General features: G+C 72.6%; 10 protein-coding genes and 1 pseudogene. 8 read left to right on the top strand and 3 right to left on the bottom strand.

Translation table 11 applies throughout. The features are described from left to right. The first annotated feature begins 16 nt into the window (after positions 1-16). Positions 17-583 carry a cupin domain-containing protein gene (locus ABT171_RS00825; protein ID WP_351238299.1) on the top strand — a complete coding sequence of 189 codons (567 nt, stop codon included), beginning with the start codon at positions 17-19 and terminating at the stop codon, positions 581-583. 51 nt (positions 584-634) lie between these two features. Here the strand turns inward: ABT171_RS00825 and ABT171_RS00820 are convergent, their stop codons facing one another. Together ABT171_RS00820 and ABT171_RS00815 are read right to left on the bottom strand one after the other, a co-directional pair. Beyond that, positions 635-2182, bottom strand: coding sequence for an alpha/beta hydrolase (locus ABT171_RS00820; RefSeq protein ID WP_351238296.1), 1548 nt, complete (start codon positions 2180-2182; stop codon positions 635-637). A gap of 83 nt (positions 2183-2265) precedes the next feature. After that, positions 2266-5133, bottom strand: a complete 2868-nt coding sequence (locus ABT171_RS00815; protein ID WP_351238294.1) for a lysylphosphatidylglycerol synthase domain-containing protein — start codon at positions 5131-5133, stop codon at positions 2266-2268. A 186-nt stretch (positions 5134-5319) separates the two neighbouring features. On the opposite strand from ABT171_RS00815, the gene ABT171_RS00810 reads away from it, so the two are divergent. From ABT171_RS00810 to nudC, 5 genes are all read left to right on the top strand, one after another. Next, positions 5320-5706: an MGMT family protein gene (locus tag ABT171_RS00810; protein ID WP_351238292.1), complete on the top strand. Its 387-nt coding sequence runs from the start codon at positions 5320-5322 to the stop codon at positions 5704-5706. 254 nt (positions 5707-5960) lie between these two features. Continuing rightward, positions 5961-9311 carry an ATP-dependent helicase gene (locus ABT171_RS00805; RefSeq protein WP_351238290.1) on the top strand — a complete coding sequence of 1117 codons (3351 nt, stop codon included), beginning with the start codon at positions 5961-5963 and terminating at the stop codon, positions 9309-9311. A 116-nt stretch (positions 9312-9427) separates the two neighbouring features. Continuing rightward, a complete protein-coding gene (locus tag ABT171_RS00800; RefSeq protein WP_351238288.1) occupies positions 9428-13006 on the top strand; it encodes an ATP-dependent helicase in 3579 nt (1192 codons plus the stop codon). 47 nt (positions 13007-13053) lie between these two features. Continuing rightward, on the top strand, positions 13054-14457 hold the full coding sequence (locus ABT171_RS00795; RefSeq protein WP_351238285.1) for a dipeptidase: 1404 nt from the start codon (positions 13054-13056) through the stop codon (positions 14455-14457). Positions 14458-14611: 154 nt separating this feature from the next. Next, on the top strand, positions 14612-15556 hold the full coding sequence (gene nudC, locus ABT171_RS00790; protein WP_351238283.1) for an NAD(+) diphosphatase: 945 nt from the start codon (positions 14612-14614) through the stop codon (positions 15554-15556). A gap of 88 nt (positions 15557-15644) precedes the next feature. Here the strand turns inward: nudC and ABT171_RS00785 are convergent. Further along, a pseudogene (locus ABT171_RS00785) lies at positions 15645-15740 on the bottom strand (thioredoxin domain-containing protein); the annotation flags it as partial. Between the two features lie 54 nt (positions 15741-15794). On the opposite strand from ABT171_RS00785, the gene ABT171_RS00780 reads away from it, so the two are divergent. Then, positions 15795-17498 (top strand): recombinase family protein, encoded by a 1704-nt coding sequence (locus ABT171_RS00780; RefSeq protein WP_351238281.1) that lies wholly within the window; start codon positions 15795-15797, stop codon positions 17496-17498. 257 nt (positions 17499-17755) lie between these two features. Continuing rightward, entirely contained in the window at positions 17756-18106 is a 351-nt protein-coding gene (locus ABT171_RS00775; protein ID WP_351238279.1) for a hypothetical protein, read from the top strand. The last annotated feature ends 281 nt before the right edge of the window (positions 18107-18387 follow it).

Genomic DNA, 18387 nt, shown 5'->3' with positions numbered 1-18387 from the left:
TCCCCGAGGAGCCGCCATGTCGTTCCTGTCGCCCGACTACCCCGAGATCCTCTACGACCGGGACGAGGGCGAGGTCAACGCCAGCTTCCGCCCGGCGAGTACGCCGCCCGACTACGTCGCGCCCGACGGGGCGGCGTTCCACTACCTCTCGACCAAGCTCACCACGAACGGTCTGTACGGGCTCTACCAGAACCGGCTCACCGGCCAGATCGGCGGCACCAGCCCGCACTTTCACAAGACGATGTCCGAGTCGTTCTACGTCCTCTCCGGCGAGATTCACATCTTCGACGGCGAGCGCTGGTTCGACGCCTCCCGCGGCGACTACTTCTACATCCCGCCGGGCGGTGTGCACTCCTTCGGCAACATCTCCGGGGAGCCGGCCGAGTTCCTCATGCTCTTCGCCCCCGGTGCCGCACGGGAGGGCTACTTCGAGGGACTGGCCGACGTCGCGACCATGACCGAGGAGGAACGGGCCGCGTTCTTCGTCCGCCACGACAGCTTCTTCACCGACATGACCAAGGGCCCGGCGGCCGACTCGTGGCAGGACCGGGCGGCCCTGCGCAAGTCCTTCAAGACCCGCTGAACACGAACAGGGCCTTCGCGGACGGCCTGCGCACCGGGGGCCCGGTCCGGGTCAGGAGCAGACCGTGCCGGTCTGTGGTTCCTTGCCGTTGAGCAGGTAGTCGTTGACCGCGCTCTGCACGCACTTGTTCTTGCTGTCGTACGCGCCGTGCCCCTGTCCCTTGTACGTCAGCTCGACGGCGACGCCCTTGCCGAGTGCGTCCACCATCTTCTTCGCGCCCTCGTAGGGGGTGGCCGGGTCGCCGGTGTTGCCGACGACGAGGATCGGTGCCGAGCCGGGCGCGCTGACGTCGGGATGGTCGGCGGCGCCCGGCACGGCCCAGTCGGTGCAGCTGACCATGCCCCAGGCCAGGTAGTCCCCGAACAGCGGGGAGGCGGCGCGGAACTCGGGCAGCTTCTGCTGGACGTAGGCGGCGGTGTACCGGGGTTTGTCATCGGCGCAGTTGATGGCGATGTTCGCCGCCGTGATGTTGCTGTACTCGCCGTTCTCGCTGCGGCCGTTCAACGAGTCGGACAGCAGCATCAGGATCTTGCCGTCGCCCGCGTAGGCCTGTTCCAGGCCTTCGGTGAGGTACTCCCAGAAGTCCTTGGAGTACAGGGCCTGCGCGATGCCGTTCGTCGCGGCGGTCTGGGTCAGCTGCCGTGGCGTGATGCCGGAGATCGGCTTCTTCTCCAGGTCGTCCAGGAGTTTCGCGATGCGGTTCTTCACGTCCTGCGCGGTGTCGCCGATCGGGCATTCCTTGGGCTTCGAGGTGCAGTCCGCGGCGAAGTTGTCGAGCGCCAGCTGGAAGCCCCTGGCCTGTCCCAGCGCGCTCTGTTCGGGGTTCTGGGTGGGGTCGACGACGGCGTCGAGCACGGCCCGGCCGACGTGCCGGGGGAACAGATGGGCGTAGACGCCGCCGAGTTCGGTGCCGTAGGAGATGCCGAAGTAGTGCAGCTTGGCGTCGCCGAGGACCTGGCGCATCAGGTCCATGTCGCGGGCCGCGTCGGTGGTCGCCACGTGCGGCAGGATCTTCTTGGAGTTTTTGTCGCAGGCGGTGTTGAACTGCTTGGTGCGGTCCAGGAGCGCGCTGCGCTCGGCGCTGTTGTCGGGGGTCGCGTCCTGCTGGAAGTACGCGTCCAGCTGGGCGTCGCTCTCGCACTTCACCGGCGCGCTGCGGCCGACCCCGCGCGGATCGAAGCTGACCAGGTCGTAGCGGGTGCCCAGAGCAGCGTAGTCGGCTCCGAACGCGGGCAGCGTGCTGACGCCGCTGCCGCCGGGGCCGCCGAAGTTGAACACGAGCGAGCCGATCCGCCGGCTCGCGGGGCCGGTGGCCCTGGCGCGGATCAGGGCGATGCCGATGGTGTCGCCCTTCGGTCTGCTCCAGTCCAGCGGTGCCTTCATGGTGGCGCACTGCCACGTGGTGCCGTTCGGCAGCGGAGAGGGCGCGCTGCCGCCGCCCTCCGCCTCGGACGGAGCCGGGCAGTCCTTCCAGTCCAGCTTCTGCGCCGTGAGGTCGCCGTCCTTGGGGGTACCGTCGCCGCATCCGGCCAGCAGGGCGGAGAGCAGCACGGCCGTGCTGGCCAGGGCGGCGGCGCGCAGCCGGGAGGGGTTCGCCATGTTCCCATCCTGGGGGCGCGCCCCCAGGCGCGCGCGGGGCGCGGGCCGTACGAGGTACGCGCGCCCTGCCGTGCGGAGGGTGCTTACAAGGCTCCCTTGCGGGTGAGCTGGTTGAAGGCCAGCCACCCCGGCAGTACCGGCAGCCAGAGCGTCAGCAGGCGGAACAGCAGGACGGCCGGGGCGGCGACCTCCTTGGGCAGGCCGAACGCGATCAGGCCGAGGGTGAGGCTCGCCTCGACCGCGCCCACGCCGCCGGGGGTGGGCGCCGCTGACCCGAGCGCGTTGCCGGCGAGGAAGACGACGGCGACGCTGGCGATGCTCAGCGAGGTCGTACCGTCGCCGAACGCCCGGACGGAGGCGTCCAGGCACATCACGAAACAGGCCGTCAGCAGGAGCATGCCGCCGATGCCGGTGACGAGCTTCTGCGGCCGTTGCAGCACGTCGAGCATGCGCGGTACGACACCGGCGAACAGCGACCTCACGCGCGTGACGACGAATTTCCGCAGGAACGGCACCGACGTCACCACGAGCACCAGCACCGCCACGGTCAGCAGACCCGCGATGACCGTCCGGGACGGCGACAGCGACGGGGTCTTCTCGGTGCCGGTCAGATAGCCGAAGGACAGCAGCATCAGGATGTGGCAGCCGAGCCCGAACAGCTGCGACGCGCCGACGCTCGCCACCGCGAGCCCCGCGCGCACGCCGGCGCGCTGCAGAAAGCGCGTGTTGAGGGCGACACCGCCGACCGCGGCCGGCGCCACGATCTTCACGAAGGACCCGGCGACCTGGGCCGCCACCGTCCTCAGGAACGGCACCCGCTCCGGCACGAACCCGAGCAGCGCCATCGCCGCGGCGACGTAGCTGAGCGCCGAGAACGCCACCGCGGCGATCACCCAGCCCCACTCGGCCTGCGCGAACAGGGTGCCGAACCTGATGTGGGTGAGCTGGGTCAGCAGGTAGTACGCGCCGATCGCACCCGCGATGAAGCTGATGAGCGTGCGCGGCCGTACGCGCTCCAGCCGGGCCGGCTCCACGGGGGCCTGCGGCCTGATCCGCAGCACCTCGTGCCGGATCTGCGTGAGCAGGTCCTCCTCACGGGCCTCGTCCAGGGCTTCGTCGATGGCCCGCCGCTCCGCGCGCTGCTCGGCGCGGACCGTCTTCTTGTCGGGCTTTTCGAGGGCGGCCCCGTCCGTCTCGGACGCCTCCTCCAGGCGGGCCTGCTTGGCCTGCCGGGACGCCTCCAGGACCGCTTCCCGTTCGCGCTGGGCGCGCTCCCGGGCCAGCCGGCGCAGGGTCGCGCGCGTGGAGCGCGTCAGCGCGATCGGCTGCAGCATCGGCAGGCAGTCGGCGACCGCGTCGGGTCCGAGCACCCCGACCGCCGAGGCCACCGCCCGCTCGGCCCCCACCCGCAGGCCGAGCGTGGTGACCAGCTGGGCCACGTCCATGCGCAGCAGCAGCTCCCCGGCCGCGATCTCGCCGCCGCGCAGCTCGGTGAGGATCACTCTGCCGGAACGATCCACCAGGATCGCGTCACCCGCGAGTCTGCGGTGGGCGATGCGCCGCGACTGCAGCGCCCGCACCTGCTGCCAGGTGTTGCGCAGCAGCTCGTCGGTGATCTCGTCGTCGGCCAGCGAGTCCAGGGTGCGCCCGCCGGTGTGCTCGTAGACGAGCATGACGGCGTCGGGGCCGAGTTCGGAGGTGGCGATGAGCTTGGGCGCGTGGGCGCCGGCCGCGATCGCCGCGTAGGCCAGCAGTGCCTCCTGCTCCAGCGCCTGGCGCAGCGACTGCAGGCTGGAGCGGGTGGCGAAACCGCGCAGCGTGAGATTGCGCCACGCGCGGTAGAAGAAGCCCTGCGCCTGCTGCTCTCGGTCGACGACCGTGACGTCCAGCGGCGGGCCGTCCTCCAGGGTGACGAAGTAGCGCCGGCCGCGGTCGCCGTTCTCCGTCTCCACGACCTCCTCGCGGGCCGCGCTGACCGGGTGGAAGCCGACGTGCCGCAGGCCCGCCATCAGGGTCTGACCGGTGGGGCGGACATTGGGGGAGCCGACCGCGTACAGCGTGCCGTAGGCGATGGTCCAGCCGATCAGCACGGTCAGGATGATCGAGAACGGGGTCGTGTAGCCGGTGACCAGCATCGAGAACGCGTCCAGCAGCAGCACGATCCACAGCACCGCGCGCCATCGCGGTCTGCGGGACATGCCGACGGCCGTCATGTAGGCGATGACCGGGGCCAGGTAGCCGTGCACCGGGTCGGTCAGGGCGTGGAGGTCGCTCGGCGAGGGCTGGGTGAGCGCCTCCTGGATCGAGTCCGGGGCGGCCCGGGCGACCCACAGGTCGGTCGCGAGGGTCACTCCGTGGGCGAGGACGGCCGCGAGGACGCCGTCGGCGATGCGCAGCCCGTCGCGTTTGATCAGCCGTTCGATCGCGAAGGCGACCGGTACCAGCAGGATCGCGATGCTGGACGCCAGGCCCGCGAACCTGATGAGCAGGTCGGGCGCCTGCCCGGTGCCCTTGTTGATGTCCTGTTCGAGGCCCGAGGTGGTGCCGTGCGCGAACGCGGCGATCGCGAGCAGCACCACGATGGCGAGCAGGCCCACCAGCAGACGCATCAGGTCGGAGGGGCGGTGCACGCGCGCGGGGAGCAGCGGTTCGTCGCCCTCCACGGCCTCGGCGTGCGGATCGTCGTCTGCGCCCGAACCGCGGTCGGGGGGCGTGTTCTCCGGGACGTGCGCCCCCTCGGTGTCGTCGCCGCCACGCGTACGGTCGTCGCCGCCACGCGCATGGTCGTCGCCGTCCGGCGCGCGGTCGTCGTCCTCACGCGCGCGTGAGCCGTCGTCCTTGGGCGGACCGGCGTCCGGGGTGTCGTCACGCCGGCGCGGACCGGTGCCGGGGCGCGCGCCGGCGCCAGGGGTGCCCGACCCGCCCTCGGGGTGCACACCCTGCTGCTTCATGGTCTCTTCTTGGTCTCGTATCACCGGTCACCGCCCGCACGATGGTGGCATGCCCCGTCGGCGCGCGCGGGCATCAGGGTGTGGATGCGTGGGCGCACAGTCTGCCGGAAGCGGCGCCCCGGGGCGAGAGGGGCGCCCCTCGCGGCCCGCGCCGCGATGTCGGTGGCATGCGGCAGGATGGGACGAATGAGCGAGCAGAGCGCTGCCGAGGACATCCCGGGGGAGTACGCGGACGCCCTGCCGGAGTACGCCGAGCGGGTCCTCGACGTCGCCGAGCGGATTCCGCCGGGCCGGGTCATGACGTACGGAGACGTCGCCGAGTGGCTCCAGGAAGGGGGACCGCGCCAGGTCGGGCGGGTGATGTCCCTCTACGGAGGCGCGGTGCCGTGGTGGCGGGTGGTCCGCGCCGACGGGCTGCTGCTGCCCGGCCACGAGCTGCGCGCACTGGCCCACTACCGCGCGGAGGGCACACCGCTGAGGGAGGCGGCCAGGAGCGCCGAGGGCCATCTGCCGCGACTGGACATGCGGCGGGCCCGTTGGGACGGCGGGGCGGGCGCGGAGGGTCACATCTGACAGCTTCCGCCATCGGATGCCTCGGGGGCGCACCCATGGCCCGTACGAGTGACATCGGGGACTTCCGTGGCATGACGTACGTTCGTGAGATGAGGGACCGGCGTGACGCAGGCGCCGTGAGGAAAGAAGCCGAAGCCCGGCTTCCGTCCGGTGCGGCGGCGTAGCGTCTGCCGCACGCGCCCCCACCCCGCGGCCACCGCCACACACGCGTGACCGCCCGCCCACCAGCACAACCACCAGGACCGGCCGATCACGTGAGCTCCTCCTCCACCACCAGGCGTCTGCCGCACCCCCAGGTGCGGCAGCGGGGCCGTGGCGCTTACCGACTGGTCCGCACCCCGCCGGCCGCCCCGGCGCCCCCTCGCCTGGACGCGGCCCAGCGCGCCGTGGTCGACCACCGCAGCGGGCCCCTGCTCGTCCTCGCCGGACCCGGCACCGGCAAGACCACCACCCTCGTCGAGTCGGTGGCCGCGCGGATCGCCCGCGGCGCGGACCCCGAGCGCATCCTGGTGCTGACGTTCAGCCGCAAGGCCGCCGTCGACCTGCGCGACCGCATGGCCCTGCGCATCGGCGCCGCCCGCGCCCCCTGGGCGACCACGTTCCACTCGTACTGCTACGCCCTGCTCCGCGCCCACCGGGACGACAGCCCGTCCGCCGAGCCGCTGCGCCTGCTCTCCGGCCCCGAGCAGGACGTCGCCGTCCGCGAGCTGCTCGCCGGGCAGCCGGAGCTGGAGCGGCTCGGGCTCACCCACGTCCGCTGGCCCGACGAACTGCGCGCCTGCCTGACCACACGCGGCTTCGCCGACGAGGTCCGCGCGGTCCTCGCCCGCAGCCGCGAGCTGGGCCTCGGCCCCGAGGCGCTGGACGCCTTCGCCCGCCGCATCGGGCGCCCGGACTGGCGCGCCGCCGCCGCCTTCCTCGCCGAGTACCTTGACGTGCTCGACATGCAGGGCGTGATCGACTACGCGGAACTGGTCCACCGCGCGGTCCTGCTCGCCCGCCGCCCCGAGACCGCCGCCCGGCTCGCCGCCCAGTACGACGCCGTGTACGTCGACGAGTACCAGGACACCGACCCCGCCCAGGTACGGCTCCTGCACGCGCTGGCCGGCGGCGGCCGCACCCTGGTCGCCCTCGGCGACCCCGACCAGTCGATCTACGCCTTCCGCGGCGCGGACGTGAACGGCATCCTCGACTTCCCGGCCGCCTTCCCGCGCGTGGACGGCCGCCCCGCCCCCGTCGAGGTGCTGCGCACCTCCCGGCGTTCCGGTGCCGCCCTGCTGGCCGCCACCCGCCTGATCACCCAGCGCATGCCGCTGCCCCGGCTGCCCGCCGAGAAGGTCCGCGCCCACCGGGAGCCGTCCGCCGTACGGGACGGCGGCCGCGTCGAGGTCTACACGTACCCGACAGCGGGCACGGAACTGGACAACATCGCGGACATCCTGCGCCGCGCGCACCTGGAGGACGGCGTCGCCTGGAGCGACATGGCCGTCCTGGTCCGGGCCGGCTCCCGCACCCTGCCGACCCTGCGCCGCGCCCTCACCGCGGCCGGCGTCCCGCTGGACATCGACGGCGACGACCTGCCCCTGCGTCACGAACCGGCGGTCACGCCGCTGCTGACGGCCCTGCGCGCGGTGGCCGGAGCGGAGGCCCGCGGGCGAGCGGACGACCGGTCCGCACCCGGCCCGGACGAGGCGGCCGAAGCAACCGAGGAGCACCCCCCGGACGCCTCCTGGCTCGACACCGAGACCGCGCTCACCCTGCTCGCCTCCCCGCTCGCCGGCATGGACCCCGCCGACCTGCGCCGCCTCGGGCGTGCCCTGCGCGAGGAGGAGCGGGCGGCCGGCAACCCGGTGCCGCCCCCCTCCGACGTGCTGCTCGCACGGGCGCTCGCCGAACCCGAGCGCCTGGCCGTGCACGACCCGGCGTACGCGCGCGGCGCGCAGCGCCTCGGCGCGCTGCTCCGCAAGGCCCGCGAACGGCTGGCCGGCGGCGGTACGGCCGAGGAGGCGCTGTGGGACCTGTGGGAGGGCACACCCTGGCCCGCACGCCTGGAGCGGGCCGCCCGGCGCGGCGGCGCGGCCGGCCGCAACGCCGACCGGGACCTGGACGCCGTGTGCGCGCTGTTCGCCACCGCCGCGCGCGCCGAGGAGCGCACCGGAGGACGCGGCGCGCTGAACTTCCTGGCGGAGATCGAGGCCGAGGACATCGCCGCCGACACGCTCATGCGCCGCGCGGTGCGCCCGGACGCCGTCCGTCTGATGACCGCGCACCGCGCCAAGGGCCTGGAGTGGCGGCTCGTCGTCGTCGCCGGCGTCCAGGAGGGCCTGTGGCCCGACCTGCGCCGCCGCGGCTCCCTCCTGGAGGCCGACCGCATCGGCCGCGACGGCCTCGCCGAACCGCTCACCCCGGGCGCGCTGCTCGCCGAGGAGCGCCGCCTGTTCTACGTCGCCGCCACGCGCGCGCGTGAACGTCTCGTCGTGACCGCGGTGAAGGCACCGGCCGACGACGGCGACCAGCCGTCCCGCTTCCTGACCGAGCTCGGCGTGGAGCCCCGCGACGTCACCGGCCGCCCCCGGCGCCCGCTGTCCGTGGCCGCGCTCGTCGCCGAGCTGCGCGCCACCACGGTCGACCCGCGCGCCTCCGCCGCCCTGCGGGAGGCCGCCGCCCGCCGCCTGGCCCGGCTCGCCGCCCTCGCCGACGAGGACGGCCGCCCGCTGGTGCCGTCCGCGCACCCCTACCGCTGGTGGGGCATGTACGACCCGACCGAGAGCAAGGTGCCGCTGCGCCACCGCGACCGGCCGGTCGTGCTCTCCGGCAGCGCTCTCGACCAGCTCGCCCACACCTGTGCGCTCCAGTGGTTCCTGGGCCGCGAGGTGAAGGCCGACGCACCGGCCACCGCCGCGCAGGGCTTCGGCAACGTCGTCCACGTCCTCGCCGACGAGGTCGCCTCCGGCCGCAGCCCGGCCGACCTCGACGTCCTCATGGAACGCCTGGACACGGTGTGGAACGCGCTCGCCTTCGACGCGCCCTGGAAGTCCCAGCAGGAGAAGGACAACGCGCGCGTGGCACTCGAACGCTTCCTGAACTGGCACGTGCTGGACCGCAGTACCGGGCGCACCCCGGTGGCCAGCGAGCAGGACTTCGACGTCACCCTCGAAGCGGGCGACTACCAGGTCCGCATCCGAGGCCAGATGGACCGCGTCGAGACGGACGCCGAGGGCCGCGCCTACGTGGTGGACTTCAAGACCGGCAAACAGGCGCCCAGCGCCGCCGAGGTGGCCCGCCACCCCCAGCTCGCCGTCTACCAGCTCGCCGTCCGCGAAGGCGCCGTCGACGAGGCCTTCGACGGGGTGCGCCCCGAACCCGGCGGCGCGGAACTGGTGCACCTCAGGCAGGGCGCCGCCAAGCGCGACGGAGGCGACAGCCTGCCCAAGGTGCAGGTGCAGGAGCCCGTGGCGGGGGAGTGGGTCGGCGAGCTGCTGGCCACCGCCGCCGGCAAGGTCCTCGACGAGCGGTTCGCGCCGAACACCGGCCAGCACTGCACCCACTGCGCGTTCCGCGCCTCGTGCAGCGCCCGTCCCGAGGGGCGGCACGTGATCGAGTGAGCCACCGGGAGGGGGCGCGGTGACGCACGGCACCATCCGTGCTGACCTGCGCTTCTTCCGTCGCGGAAGCTCGCCGCGTCCTCGGTTGTCAGTCCCCGCCGCTAGCCTCTTTCACCATGCCCGCCCGTATCACCGACCCCGAGCAGCTCAAGGAGCTCCTCGGCATCCCGTTCACCCCGGAGCAGACGGCCTGCATCACCGCGCCGCCCGCCCCGCAGGTGATCGTGGCCGGAGCCGGGTCGGGCAAGACCACCGTGATGGCCGCCCGTGTGGTCTGGCTGGTCGGCACCGGCCAGGTAGCCCCCGAGCAGGTCCTCGGCCTGACCTTCACCAACAAGGCCGCCGGTGAGCTGGCCGAGCGCGTCCGCAAGGCACTGATCAAGGCCGGCGTGACCGACCCGGATGTCATCGACCCGGACAACCCGCCCGGCGAGCCGGTGATCTCGACGTACCACTCCTTCGCCGGCCGCCTCCTCACCGACCACGGTCTGCGCCTCGGCCTGGAGCCCACCTCCCGGCTGCTCGCCGACGCCACCCGCTACCAGCTCGCCGCGCGCGTGCTGCGCGAGGCCCCCGGCCCCTACCCGGCGCTGACCCGCTCCTTCGCCGACCTCGTCAGCGACCTGCTCGCCCTCGACTCGGAGCTCGCCGAACACCTTGTCGAGCCCGAGGAGCTGCGCGCCTGGGACGCCGGTCTGCTGCACACCCTGCAGGGCGCCAAGCTCACCAACGCCGATCTGCGCAAGGTCCCCGAGACGGCCGCGGCCCGCCGGGAACTGACCGGCCTCGTCCGGCGCTACCGGGCCGCCAAGCGCGAACGTGACCTCCTCGACTTCGGCGACCAGATCGCCCTGTCCGCCCGCCTCGCCGGCATCCCCGAGGTGGGCCGCCTGCTGCGCGAGGAGTTCCGCGTGGTCCTCCTGGACGAGTACCAGGACACCTCGGTGGCCCAGCGCGTCCTGCTGGCGGGCCTGTTCGGCGGCGGTACGGGCCATCCGGTGACCGCGGTCGGCGACCCCTGCCAGGCGATCTACGGCTGGCGGGGCGCGTCCGTCGCCAACCTGGACGACTTCCCGGCGCACTTCGCGCACGCCGACGGCCGGCCCGCCACCCGGCAGGCGCTGAGTGAGAACCGCCGCAGCGGCGGCCGCCTCCTCGACCTCGCCAACGGCCTCGCCGAACCGCTGCGCGCCCTGCACGCGGGCGTGGAGGCCCTCCGCCCGGCCCCCGGCGCCGAGCACGACGGCACGGTCCGCTGCGCCCTGCTGCGCACCCACGCCGAGGAGACCGCCTGGATCGCCGACTCGATCGCCCACCTCGTCCACACCGGCACGCCCCCCGGCGAGATCGCCGTCCTGTGCCGCACGGCGACCGACTTCGCCGAGATCCAGGGCGCCCTCGTGGCCCGCGACATCCCCGTCGAGGTCGTCGGCCTGTCCGGGCTGCTGCACCTGCCCGAGATCGCCGACCTCGTCGCCGTCTGCGAAGTCCTCCAGGACCCCGGCGCCAACGCCTCCCTGGTGCGCCTGCTGACCGGCCCGCGCTGGCGCATCGGCCCCCGCGACCTCGCCCTGCTGGGCCGCCGCGCCCGGCTGCTCGTCGGCCACGCGCGCGGGGACGGCGGCGACGACCCCGACCGCCGGCTCGCCGCCGCCGTCGAAGGGGTCGACCCGGCCGAGGTGATATCGCTCGCGGACGCCCTCGACACCTTCCTCGAAGCACCCATGGACGCCGAGGCGGATGACGACGGGCTGCCGTTCTCACCCGACGCGCGCGTGCGCTTCGCCCGGCTGGCCGCCGAACTGCGCGACCTGCGCCGCTCGCTGTCCGACCCGCTGATGGACGTCCTGCACCGCGTGCTCGCCGTCACCGGCCTGGAGGTGGAGCTCTCGGCGTCCCCGCACGCCCTGGCCGCCCGCCGCCGCGAGACCCTGTCGAACTTCCTGGACATCGCCGCCTCCTTCGCGGCGAGCGACGCCGACGCGACCCTGCTCGCCTTCCTCGGCTTCCTGCGCACCGCCGCCCAGTACGAGAAGGGCCTCGACAACGCCCTGCCCGGCGGCGAGAACACCGTCAAGGTGCTCACCGCCCACAAGTCCAAGGGCCTGGAGTGGGACGTCGTCGCCGTCCCCGGACTGGTCAAGGGCACCTTCCCCAGCGCCCAGGGCCGCGAGAAGTGGACGGCGCAGGCCAAGGTGGTGCCGCACGCCCTGCGCGGCGACAAAGACACCCTGCCCGACGTCGACGGCTGGGACGCGCGCGGCATGAAGGCCTTCCACGAGGCCATGAAGGACCACCAGCACACCGAGGAGCTCCGCCTCGGCTACGTCACCTTCACCCGCCCCCGCTCCCTGCTGCTCGGCTCCGGCCACTGGTGGGGACCCAGCCAGAAGAAGCCGCGCGGCCCCTCCGACTTCCTCCAGGCCCTCCACGACCACTGCGCCGCCGGGTACGGCGAGATCGAGGCGTGGGCCGAGGAGCCCGCCGAGGACGAGGAGAACCCCGCCCTGCACACGGCCGGCGCCGACCAGGTGTGGCCGCTCCCGCTGGACGACGCCGCCCTGGCCCGCCGCCGCGCGGCCGCCGACACCGTCCTCGCCCACCTGGACGCCCTCACCGCCGAGGACCCCGGCCACCCGCCGGCCGCACACGACCCGGCCGCCCTCGACGACCCGGACTGGCCCGCACCGCCGGACGACGAGGACGGGGACGACCAGGACCCGTACGGCGGAGAACCGCCCGAGGGCGGTCCCTACGCCGACGGCCCGTACGACGAGGACCCGTACGAGGACGAGCATGCCCAGCACGGCGACGCGCAGGACCCCGACGGATGGGACTCCTGGACCGCCGAGCGGCCGACCGTCCCCCACCAGTCCCCCGCACCCGGTGCCCACGCCCCTCGCGCCCCCGGCGACTGGGCGCCCGACACCTCCCTCACCCCCGAGGAGGTCCGCACCATCGCCTCCTGGGACCGTGACCTGGACGCCCTCTCCGGAGAGCTGCTGCGGGCCCGGCAGGCCGTCACCGACGTCCCGCTGCCCGCCACGCTCAGCGCGACCCAGCTGCTGCGCCTGGCCGAGGACCCCGACGGGCTCGCGCGCGAACTCGCGCGCCCCATGCCGCGCCCCCCACAACCGGCCGCGCGCCGAGGCACCCGGTTCCACGCCTGGGTCGAAGCCCGCTTCGAGGCACTGACGCTGCCCCTGCCGGACCCGGACGAGCTGCCCGGCAGCGACGCCGAGATCGCCGACGAACACGACCTGCACGCCCTGAAGGAGGCCTTCGAACGAAGCGAGTACGCCCAGCGCACCCCCTACCGGGTCGAGGCCCCCTTCCAGCTCACCCTCGCCGGCCGCGTCGTACGGGGCCGCATCGACGCGGTCTACAAACTCGGCGACGGCGACGAGGCGACGTACGAGATCGTCGACTGGAAGACCAGCCGCACCCGCACCGGCGACCCGCTCCAGCTCGCCGTGTACCGGCTGGCCTGGGCCGAGCAGCAGGGCGTGCCGCCGCAGTCCGTGACGGCCGCCTTCCTGTACGTGCGCGACGGCGAGGTCGTACGACCGCACGACCTGCCCGACCGGGCCGCCCTGGAACGGCTCCTCACGGAGGACCCCGCAACAGAAGACTCCGGACCGGCGGACTCCGGACCGGAAGACGCCGAAGCGGCACACCAGGCGACCCGAGTGTGACGAACCGCCCGCCGAGGATGCCGGTGCGGGCCGATAGGCTCGTGAGCATGAGCCAGACCCCGGACAGCGCCGTCCGCACGTACATCGAGCAGCACCGCGCCGCCTTCCTCGACGACCTCGCCGCATGGCTGCGCATCCCGTCCGTGTCGGCCCAGCCCGACCACGCGCCCGACGTACGCCGCAGCGCCGACTGGCTCGCCGCCAAGCTCAAGGAGACCGGCTTCCCGACCGCCGAGGTCTGGCCGACCCCGGGTGCCCCGGCCGTCTTCGCCGAGTGGCCCTCCGGCGACCCCGAGGCGCCCACCGTCCTCGTCTACGGCCACCACGACGTACAGCCCGCCGCCCGCGAGGACGGCTGGAACAGCGACCCCTTCGAGCCGGTCGTCCGCGGAAACCGGCTCTACGCGCGCGGTGCCGCCGACGACAAGGGCCAGGTGTTCTTCCACACACTCGGCGTCCGCGCCCACCTCGCCGCCACCGGCCGCACCGCCCCCGCCGTCAACCTCAAGCTGCTGATCGAGGGCGAGGAGGAGTCCGGCTCCCCGCACTTCCGGGCCCTGGTCGAGGAGCACGCGGGCCGGCTCGCTGCCGACGCCGTGATCGTCTCCGACACCGGAATGTGGTCCGAGGACACCCCGACCGTGTGCACCGGCATGCGCGGCCTCGCCGAGTGCGAGATCCGGCTCCACGGCCCCGACCAGGACATCCACTCCGGCTCCTTCGGCGGCGCCGTACCCAACCCGGCCACCGCCGCCGCCCGCCTGGTCGCCGCCCTGCACGACGAGCACGCGCGCGTGGCCGTCCCCGGCTTCTACGACGGCATCGTCGAGCTGACCGACCGCGAGCGCGAGCTGTTCGCCGAGCTGCCCTTCGACGAGCAGCGCTGGCTGGACACCGCCAAGTCCCGCGCCACCCACGGCGAAGCCGGATACAGCACCCTCGAACGCATCTGGGCCCGCCCGACCGCCGAGGTCAACGGCATCGGCGGCGGCTACCAGGGCCCCGGCAGCAAGACGGTCATCCCGTCCTCGGCCATGGTCAAGCTCTCCTTCCGGCTGGTCGCGGGCCAGGACCCCGACCACCTTGAGAAGGCCGTCCGCACCTGGGCCGCGGCACAGGTGCCCGCCGGGATCCGGCACGAGATCAGCTTCGGCCCGGCCACCCGCCCGTGCCTGACCCCGCTCGGCCACCCCGCACTGCAGTCCGTGGTCCGCGCCATGGGCCGCGCCTTCGAGAAGCCGGTCCGCTTCACCCGGGAGGGCGGCTCGGGACCCGCCGCCGACCTCCAGGAGGTGCTCGGCGCCCCCGTGCTCTTCCTGGGCATCTCCGTCCCCTCCGACGGCTGGCACGCCCCGAACGAAAGGGTCGAGCTGGACCTCCTCCTCAAGGGCGTCGAGACCAGCGCCTACCTCTGGGATGACCTGGCCGAGCACTGGCGCCCCACGCCCTGACCGGCCGACGCCGCACGGGCGGGCACCACGGGCGGGGCACACTGGAGGAACCGCCCCGCCGACCCGCCCGCGCCCGGCCCGGTGCCCTCCCGCCGTACGTCCCGCCGAACCGCCCGCCGAACGAACCGCTGCCCTGGGGGAGTTGGAAGCACCCGTGACCACCTGCACCGACGACACAGCCGACCGACCCATCTCGCTGACCGCCCCGAGCGGCATCGACCGCGCCGCCCACCACCGGCTCGACGAGGCCTGGCTCGCGGCGGCGTGGAGCCACCCCACGACCCGCTGCTTCGTGGTCTCCGGCGGCCAGGTACTCATCGACGAGACACCGGACGGCCGGACCGAACTCGTCATGACCCCGTCCTTCGAGGCCCCGCTCACCGAAGCGCACCGCTACTTCCTCGGCATCGACGAGGACGGCGTCAGCTACTTCGCGCTCCAGAAGGACGCGCTGCCCGGCCGTATCGACCAGTCCGCACGCCCCGCCGGGCTGCGGGAGGCGGGCCTGCTCCTCTCGCCGCGCGACGCCGGGCTCATGGTGCACGCCGTCGGCCTGGAGAACTGGCAGCGCACCCACCGCTTCTGCTCCCGCTGCGGCGAACGCACGGTCATCGCCGCCGCCGGTCACATCCGGCGCTGCCCCGCCTGCGGCGCCGAGCACTACCCGCGCACCGACCCGGCCGTGATCATGGCCGTCACCGACGCAGACGACCGCATCCTGCTCGGCCGCCAGGTCCACTGGCCCGAGGGCCGCTTCTCGACACTCGCCGGCTTCGTCGAACCCGGCGAGTCCATCGAGCAGGCGGTGCGCCGCGAGGTGTCCGAGGAGGTCGGCGTGACCGTCGGTCCCGTGGAGTACGTGGCCAGCCAGCCCTGGCCGTTCCCGTCCAGCCTGATGCTCGGCTTCGTCGCCCGCGCCACCTCCACCGAGATCAACGTCGACGGCGACGAGATCCACGAGGCCCGCTGGTTCTCCCGCGAGGAACTCCACCAGGCCTTCGAGTCCGGCGAGGTGCTGCCGCCCTACGGCATCTCCATCGCGGCCCGCCTGATCGAGACCTGGTACGGCAAGCCGCTGCCGATGCGCAGCTTCGTCTGAGCCCGGCCTCGTCCGGGAACCAGCAGGGCGGCCCCTGATCCCATCAGGGGCCGCCCTGCTGCCGTCACCGCGGGAATCCCGCGGACCGTCACGCCGCGATCTTCTGCTTCACCTGGGCCAGCGACGGGTTCGTGAGCGTCGTGCCGTCCGCGAAGAGAACGGTCGGCACGGTCTGTAGACTTCCCTCCTTACTTGTGGCGGCCAGGGAGGGCCGCCCCTGTCTTGGGGAGGGGCGAGGGTGAGCGACAAGCCCAGGGCGCTTGGCGTGGTCCGTCTGTCTGTAGGCAACGAGAACCAGACCGGCGAGGAAACGCAGCGGACCCGCATCAGCAAGCGGGCCGACGCGGAGGAAATGGAGCTGGTCGACTTTGCGGTCGACATCGACGTGTCGGCGTCCATCTCGCCGTGGGTGCGTCCGTCCCTGGGGGACTGGCTCAACAACAAGAAGGACCAGTTCGATCACATCATCATCCTGAAAATCGACCGCATTGCGCGGTCGGTCCGCCATCTCTCAGACATCATCGAGTGGTGCGAGGCGAACGGTAAGGGCCTCATCTCCTGCGAGGAGGGATTCGACCTCTCGAAGCCGTGGGGCAAGACGATCGCCAAGATCCTGGCTGTGGTCGCTGAGGCCGAACTGGACGCCATCAAGGCCCGCAACAAGGCTTCCCGGGAGACCATGCGGAAGACCGGCCGCTGGCCGGGTGGCCTTGTCCCCTTCGGACGCAGAGCGGTGAAGGGCGACGCAGGCTTCACCCTGGAACTCGACCCCGAGTACGGCCCGACGCTGATCGAGATGATCCGGCGCTTCATCGAGAAGCCGAGCTTCTCGGCCGTCGCCGACTGGCTGAACGAGCAAGGCGTACCCACGGCTCAGGACATCGCTCGTATCCGCGCGGCGGCAGGCGAGAGCACGACTCGGCTGGCGGACCCGAAGCCTCGGGGCGCCAGATGGACGCCGACCACAGTGCAAGCCGTACTGGTCAGCCGGTCTCTGCTCGGGGAGTACGTACGCGCGAATGGCGCCGTGGTCCGCAATGACGACGGCACTCCCGTCATGCGGTCTGAGCCGGTGCTGAACGAGGAGGAGTGGGCGAAGCTGTCGGAAGCCGTCGCGTCGGTCAAGTACAAGAAGCAGAAGGGCTCTACGTCGCCGACGGTGGGTGTGACGTTCTGCATGCTGTGTGGCAGCTCCCTGTACTTCGTGAAGGGCGACCCGGCCAAGGGCAAGCGGGAGCGGTACCGCTGCCACGGAAACAAGAGCAAGGGCATTCAGGCATGCCCGAGGCAGAGGTTCTGGGCAGAGGACTTGTACCCCTGGCTGGAGTCGGCTCTGTTGGGAGAGATCGGCCACCTGGAACGGATGGAGTCGAAGACGACCATCGACGACAGCCGTGCGGCGAAGCTCGCCGTCATCGACGGCAAGATGAACCAGCTCCTGAAGGAACTCCAGCAGGACGAGATCAGCGCCGTCGCGTACGCCTCACAAGTCGCCGGCCTTGCCCAGGACCGAGAGAAGGTCACCAGCCAGGAGGGGCCGAAGCCGGTGACCGTGTGGACCGGTACGGGCGAGAGCTACGCGGAGTGGTGGGTGCGGTCGAGCGTCGACGAGCGGCGGGAGTTTCTGAAGAAGCACAGGGTGAAGGCGCACTTCCGGCCCGACGCCCTTGCCATCGATCCCGGCGACCTCATCGAGAACATCCGGCAGCAGGGCGTCTCGTGGTGGGACACCCCCGTGAAGGCTTCTCAAGTGCTCGCACCGATCACACCGGTATCGCTGCCCGGAAAGCCGTACGAGAAGCCCACGACGCTTACGGGCGCCGAATGGGAGATCGTCAGCCGCTGGGAGGACTTCGAGGCTGAACGCGCGGCGCAGCAAGCGAAGGCCGAAGATGAAGCCAAGGGAGCAGGCGAGGCTGAGAAGGTTACGGCTCCCGTCTGATGCTGCCGAGCGAGCAAGGAAGGCCCCCGACCACGAGGGCCTTCCCCGTTTCAGCATGTTGTACGATGCCGGGCCAGGTCGCCGCCGTCGCTCCCGACTGCACGAGACCGAGTCCAGGCCCGAAGCCTGGGCGTCCACCTGTGAAGCGCCGTGCCTTCCGCAGGGCCACCCCCGCGAAGAAGGGAGACACATGTCCCGCCGTCCGGCGGGGGTCGCTGGCGCACCCGTGTGCGCCTCACAGGAAGGAGCCGCAACCAGTGGCCATCAGCTTCGGTCATGACCGCCCGTGGGGCGGAGTCTCCCAGCGCGAGTACCGGCGCATGGCGCAGGAACCCTGGCACCCGCTCGCCTACCGAGTGCACTTCGCTGCGCTGGGCTGGGCTGACCGCCAGGGTCATGCAGCCTTCGACCCTGGGAAGCTGGCCGCTCTGCTGGGCAAGGAGGGCAAGCCCCTGTCCGACCAGAGCACGACCAACGCGGTCAACCGCGCCAAGAGGTTTGGGCTCGTCTCGCCCCGGTCGGGTGCCGCTTGCCTGGTCCTGCCCTCTCACCTCTTCCAGAAGGGGAAGGGCGCACCGGTACCGTGCCGCGTCCATCAAGACCGGTGACCACACACCGCAGGTGTAGCCAACACACGCCGTACGTGTAGCGACAGGGGCAGTGACCTGCGGAAAGGTTCGCTCGCTCTCTCTTCTGTTACCCCTCGCAGTTGCGGCCCCGCAGGGGCCGACAGAAGGAAGCGGCTTCGCTGCCCACGGCAAGCAGAGCGGGGGCGCGGCAGCGCCCCAAGAGACAAGCATCGGCGAAGCGGTAGGCGGCATGGGCGGCCGGATGGCCGCCACAGCCCGAAGCCTCTACGACAGTGCGGCCCCGCAGGGGCCGACAGGAG

This window comes from Streptomyces sp. NPDC001851, from assembly GCF_040297165.1.
Taxonomy (GTDB): domain Bacteria; phylum Actinomycetota; class Actinomycetes; order Streptomycetales; family Streptomycetaceae; genus Streptomyces.
Note: the sequence above shows the minus strand (reverse complement) of the source record. Positions and strands in the feature narration are given on the sequence as shown.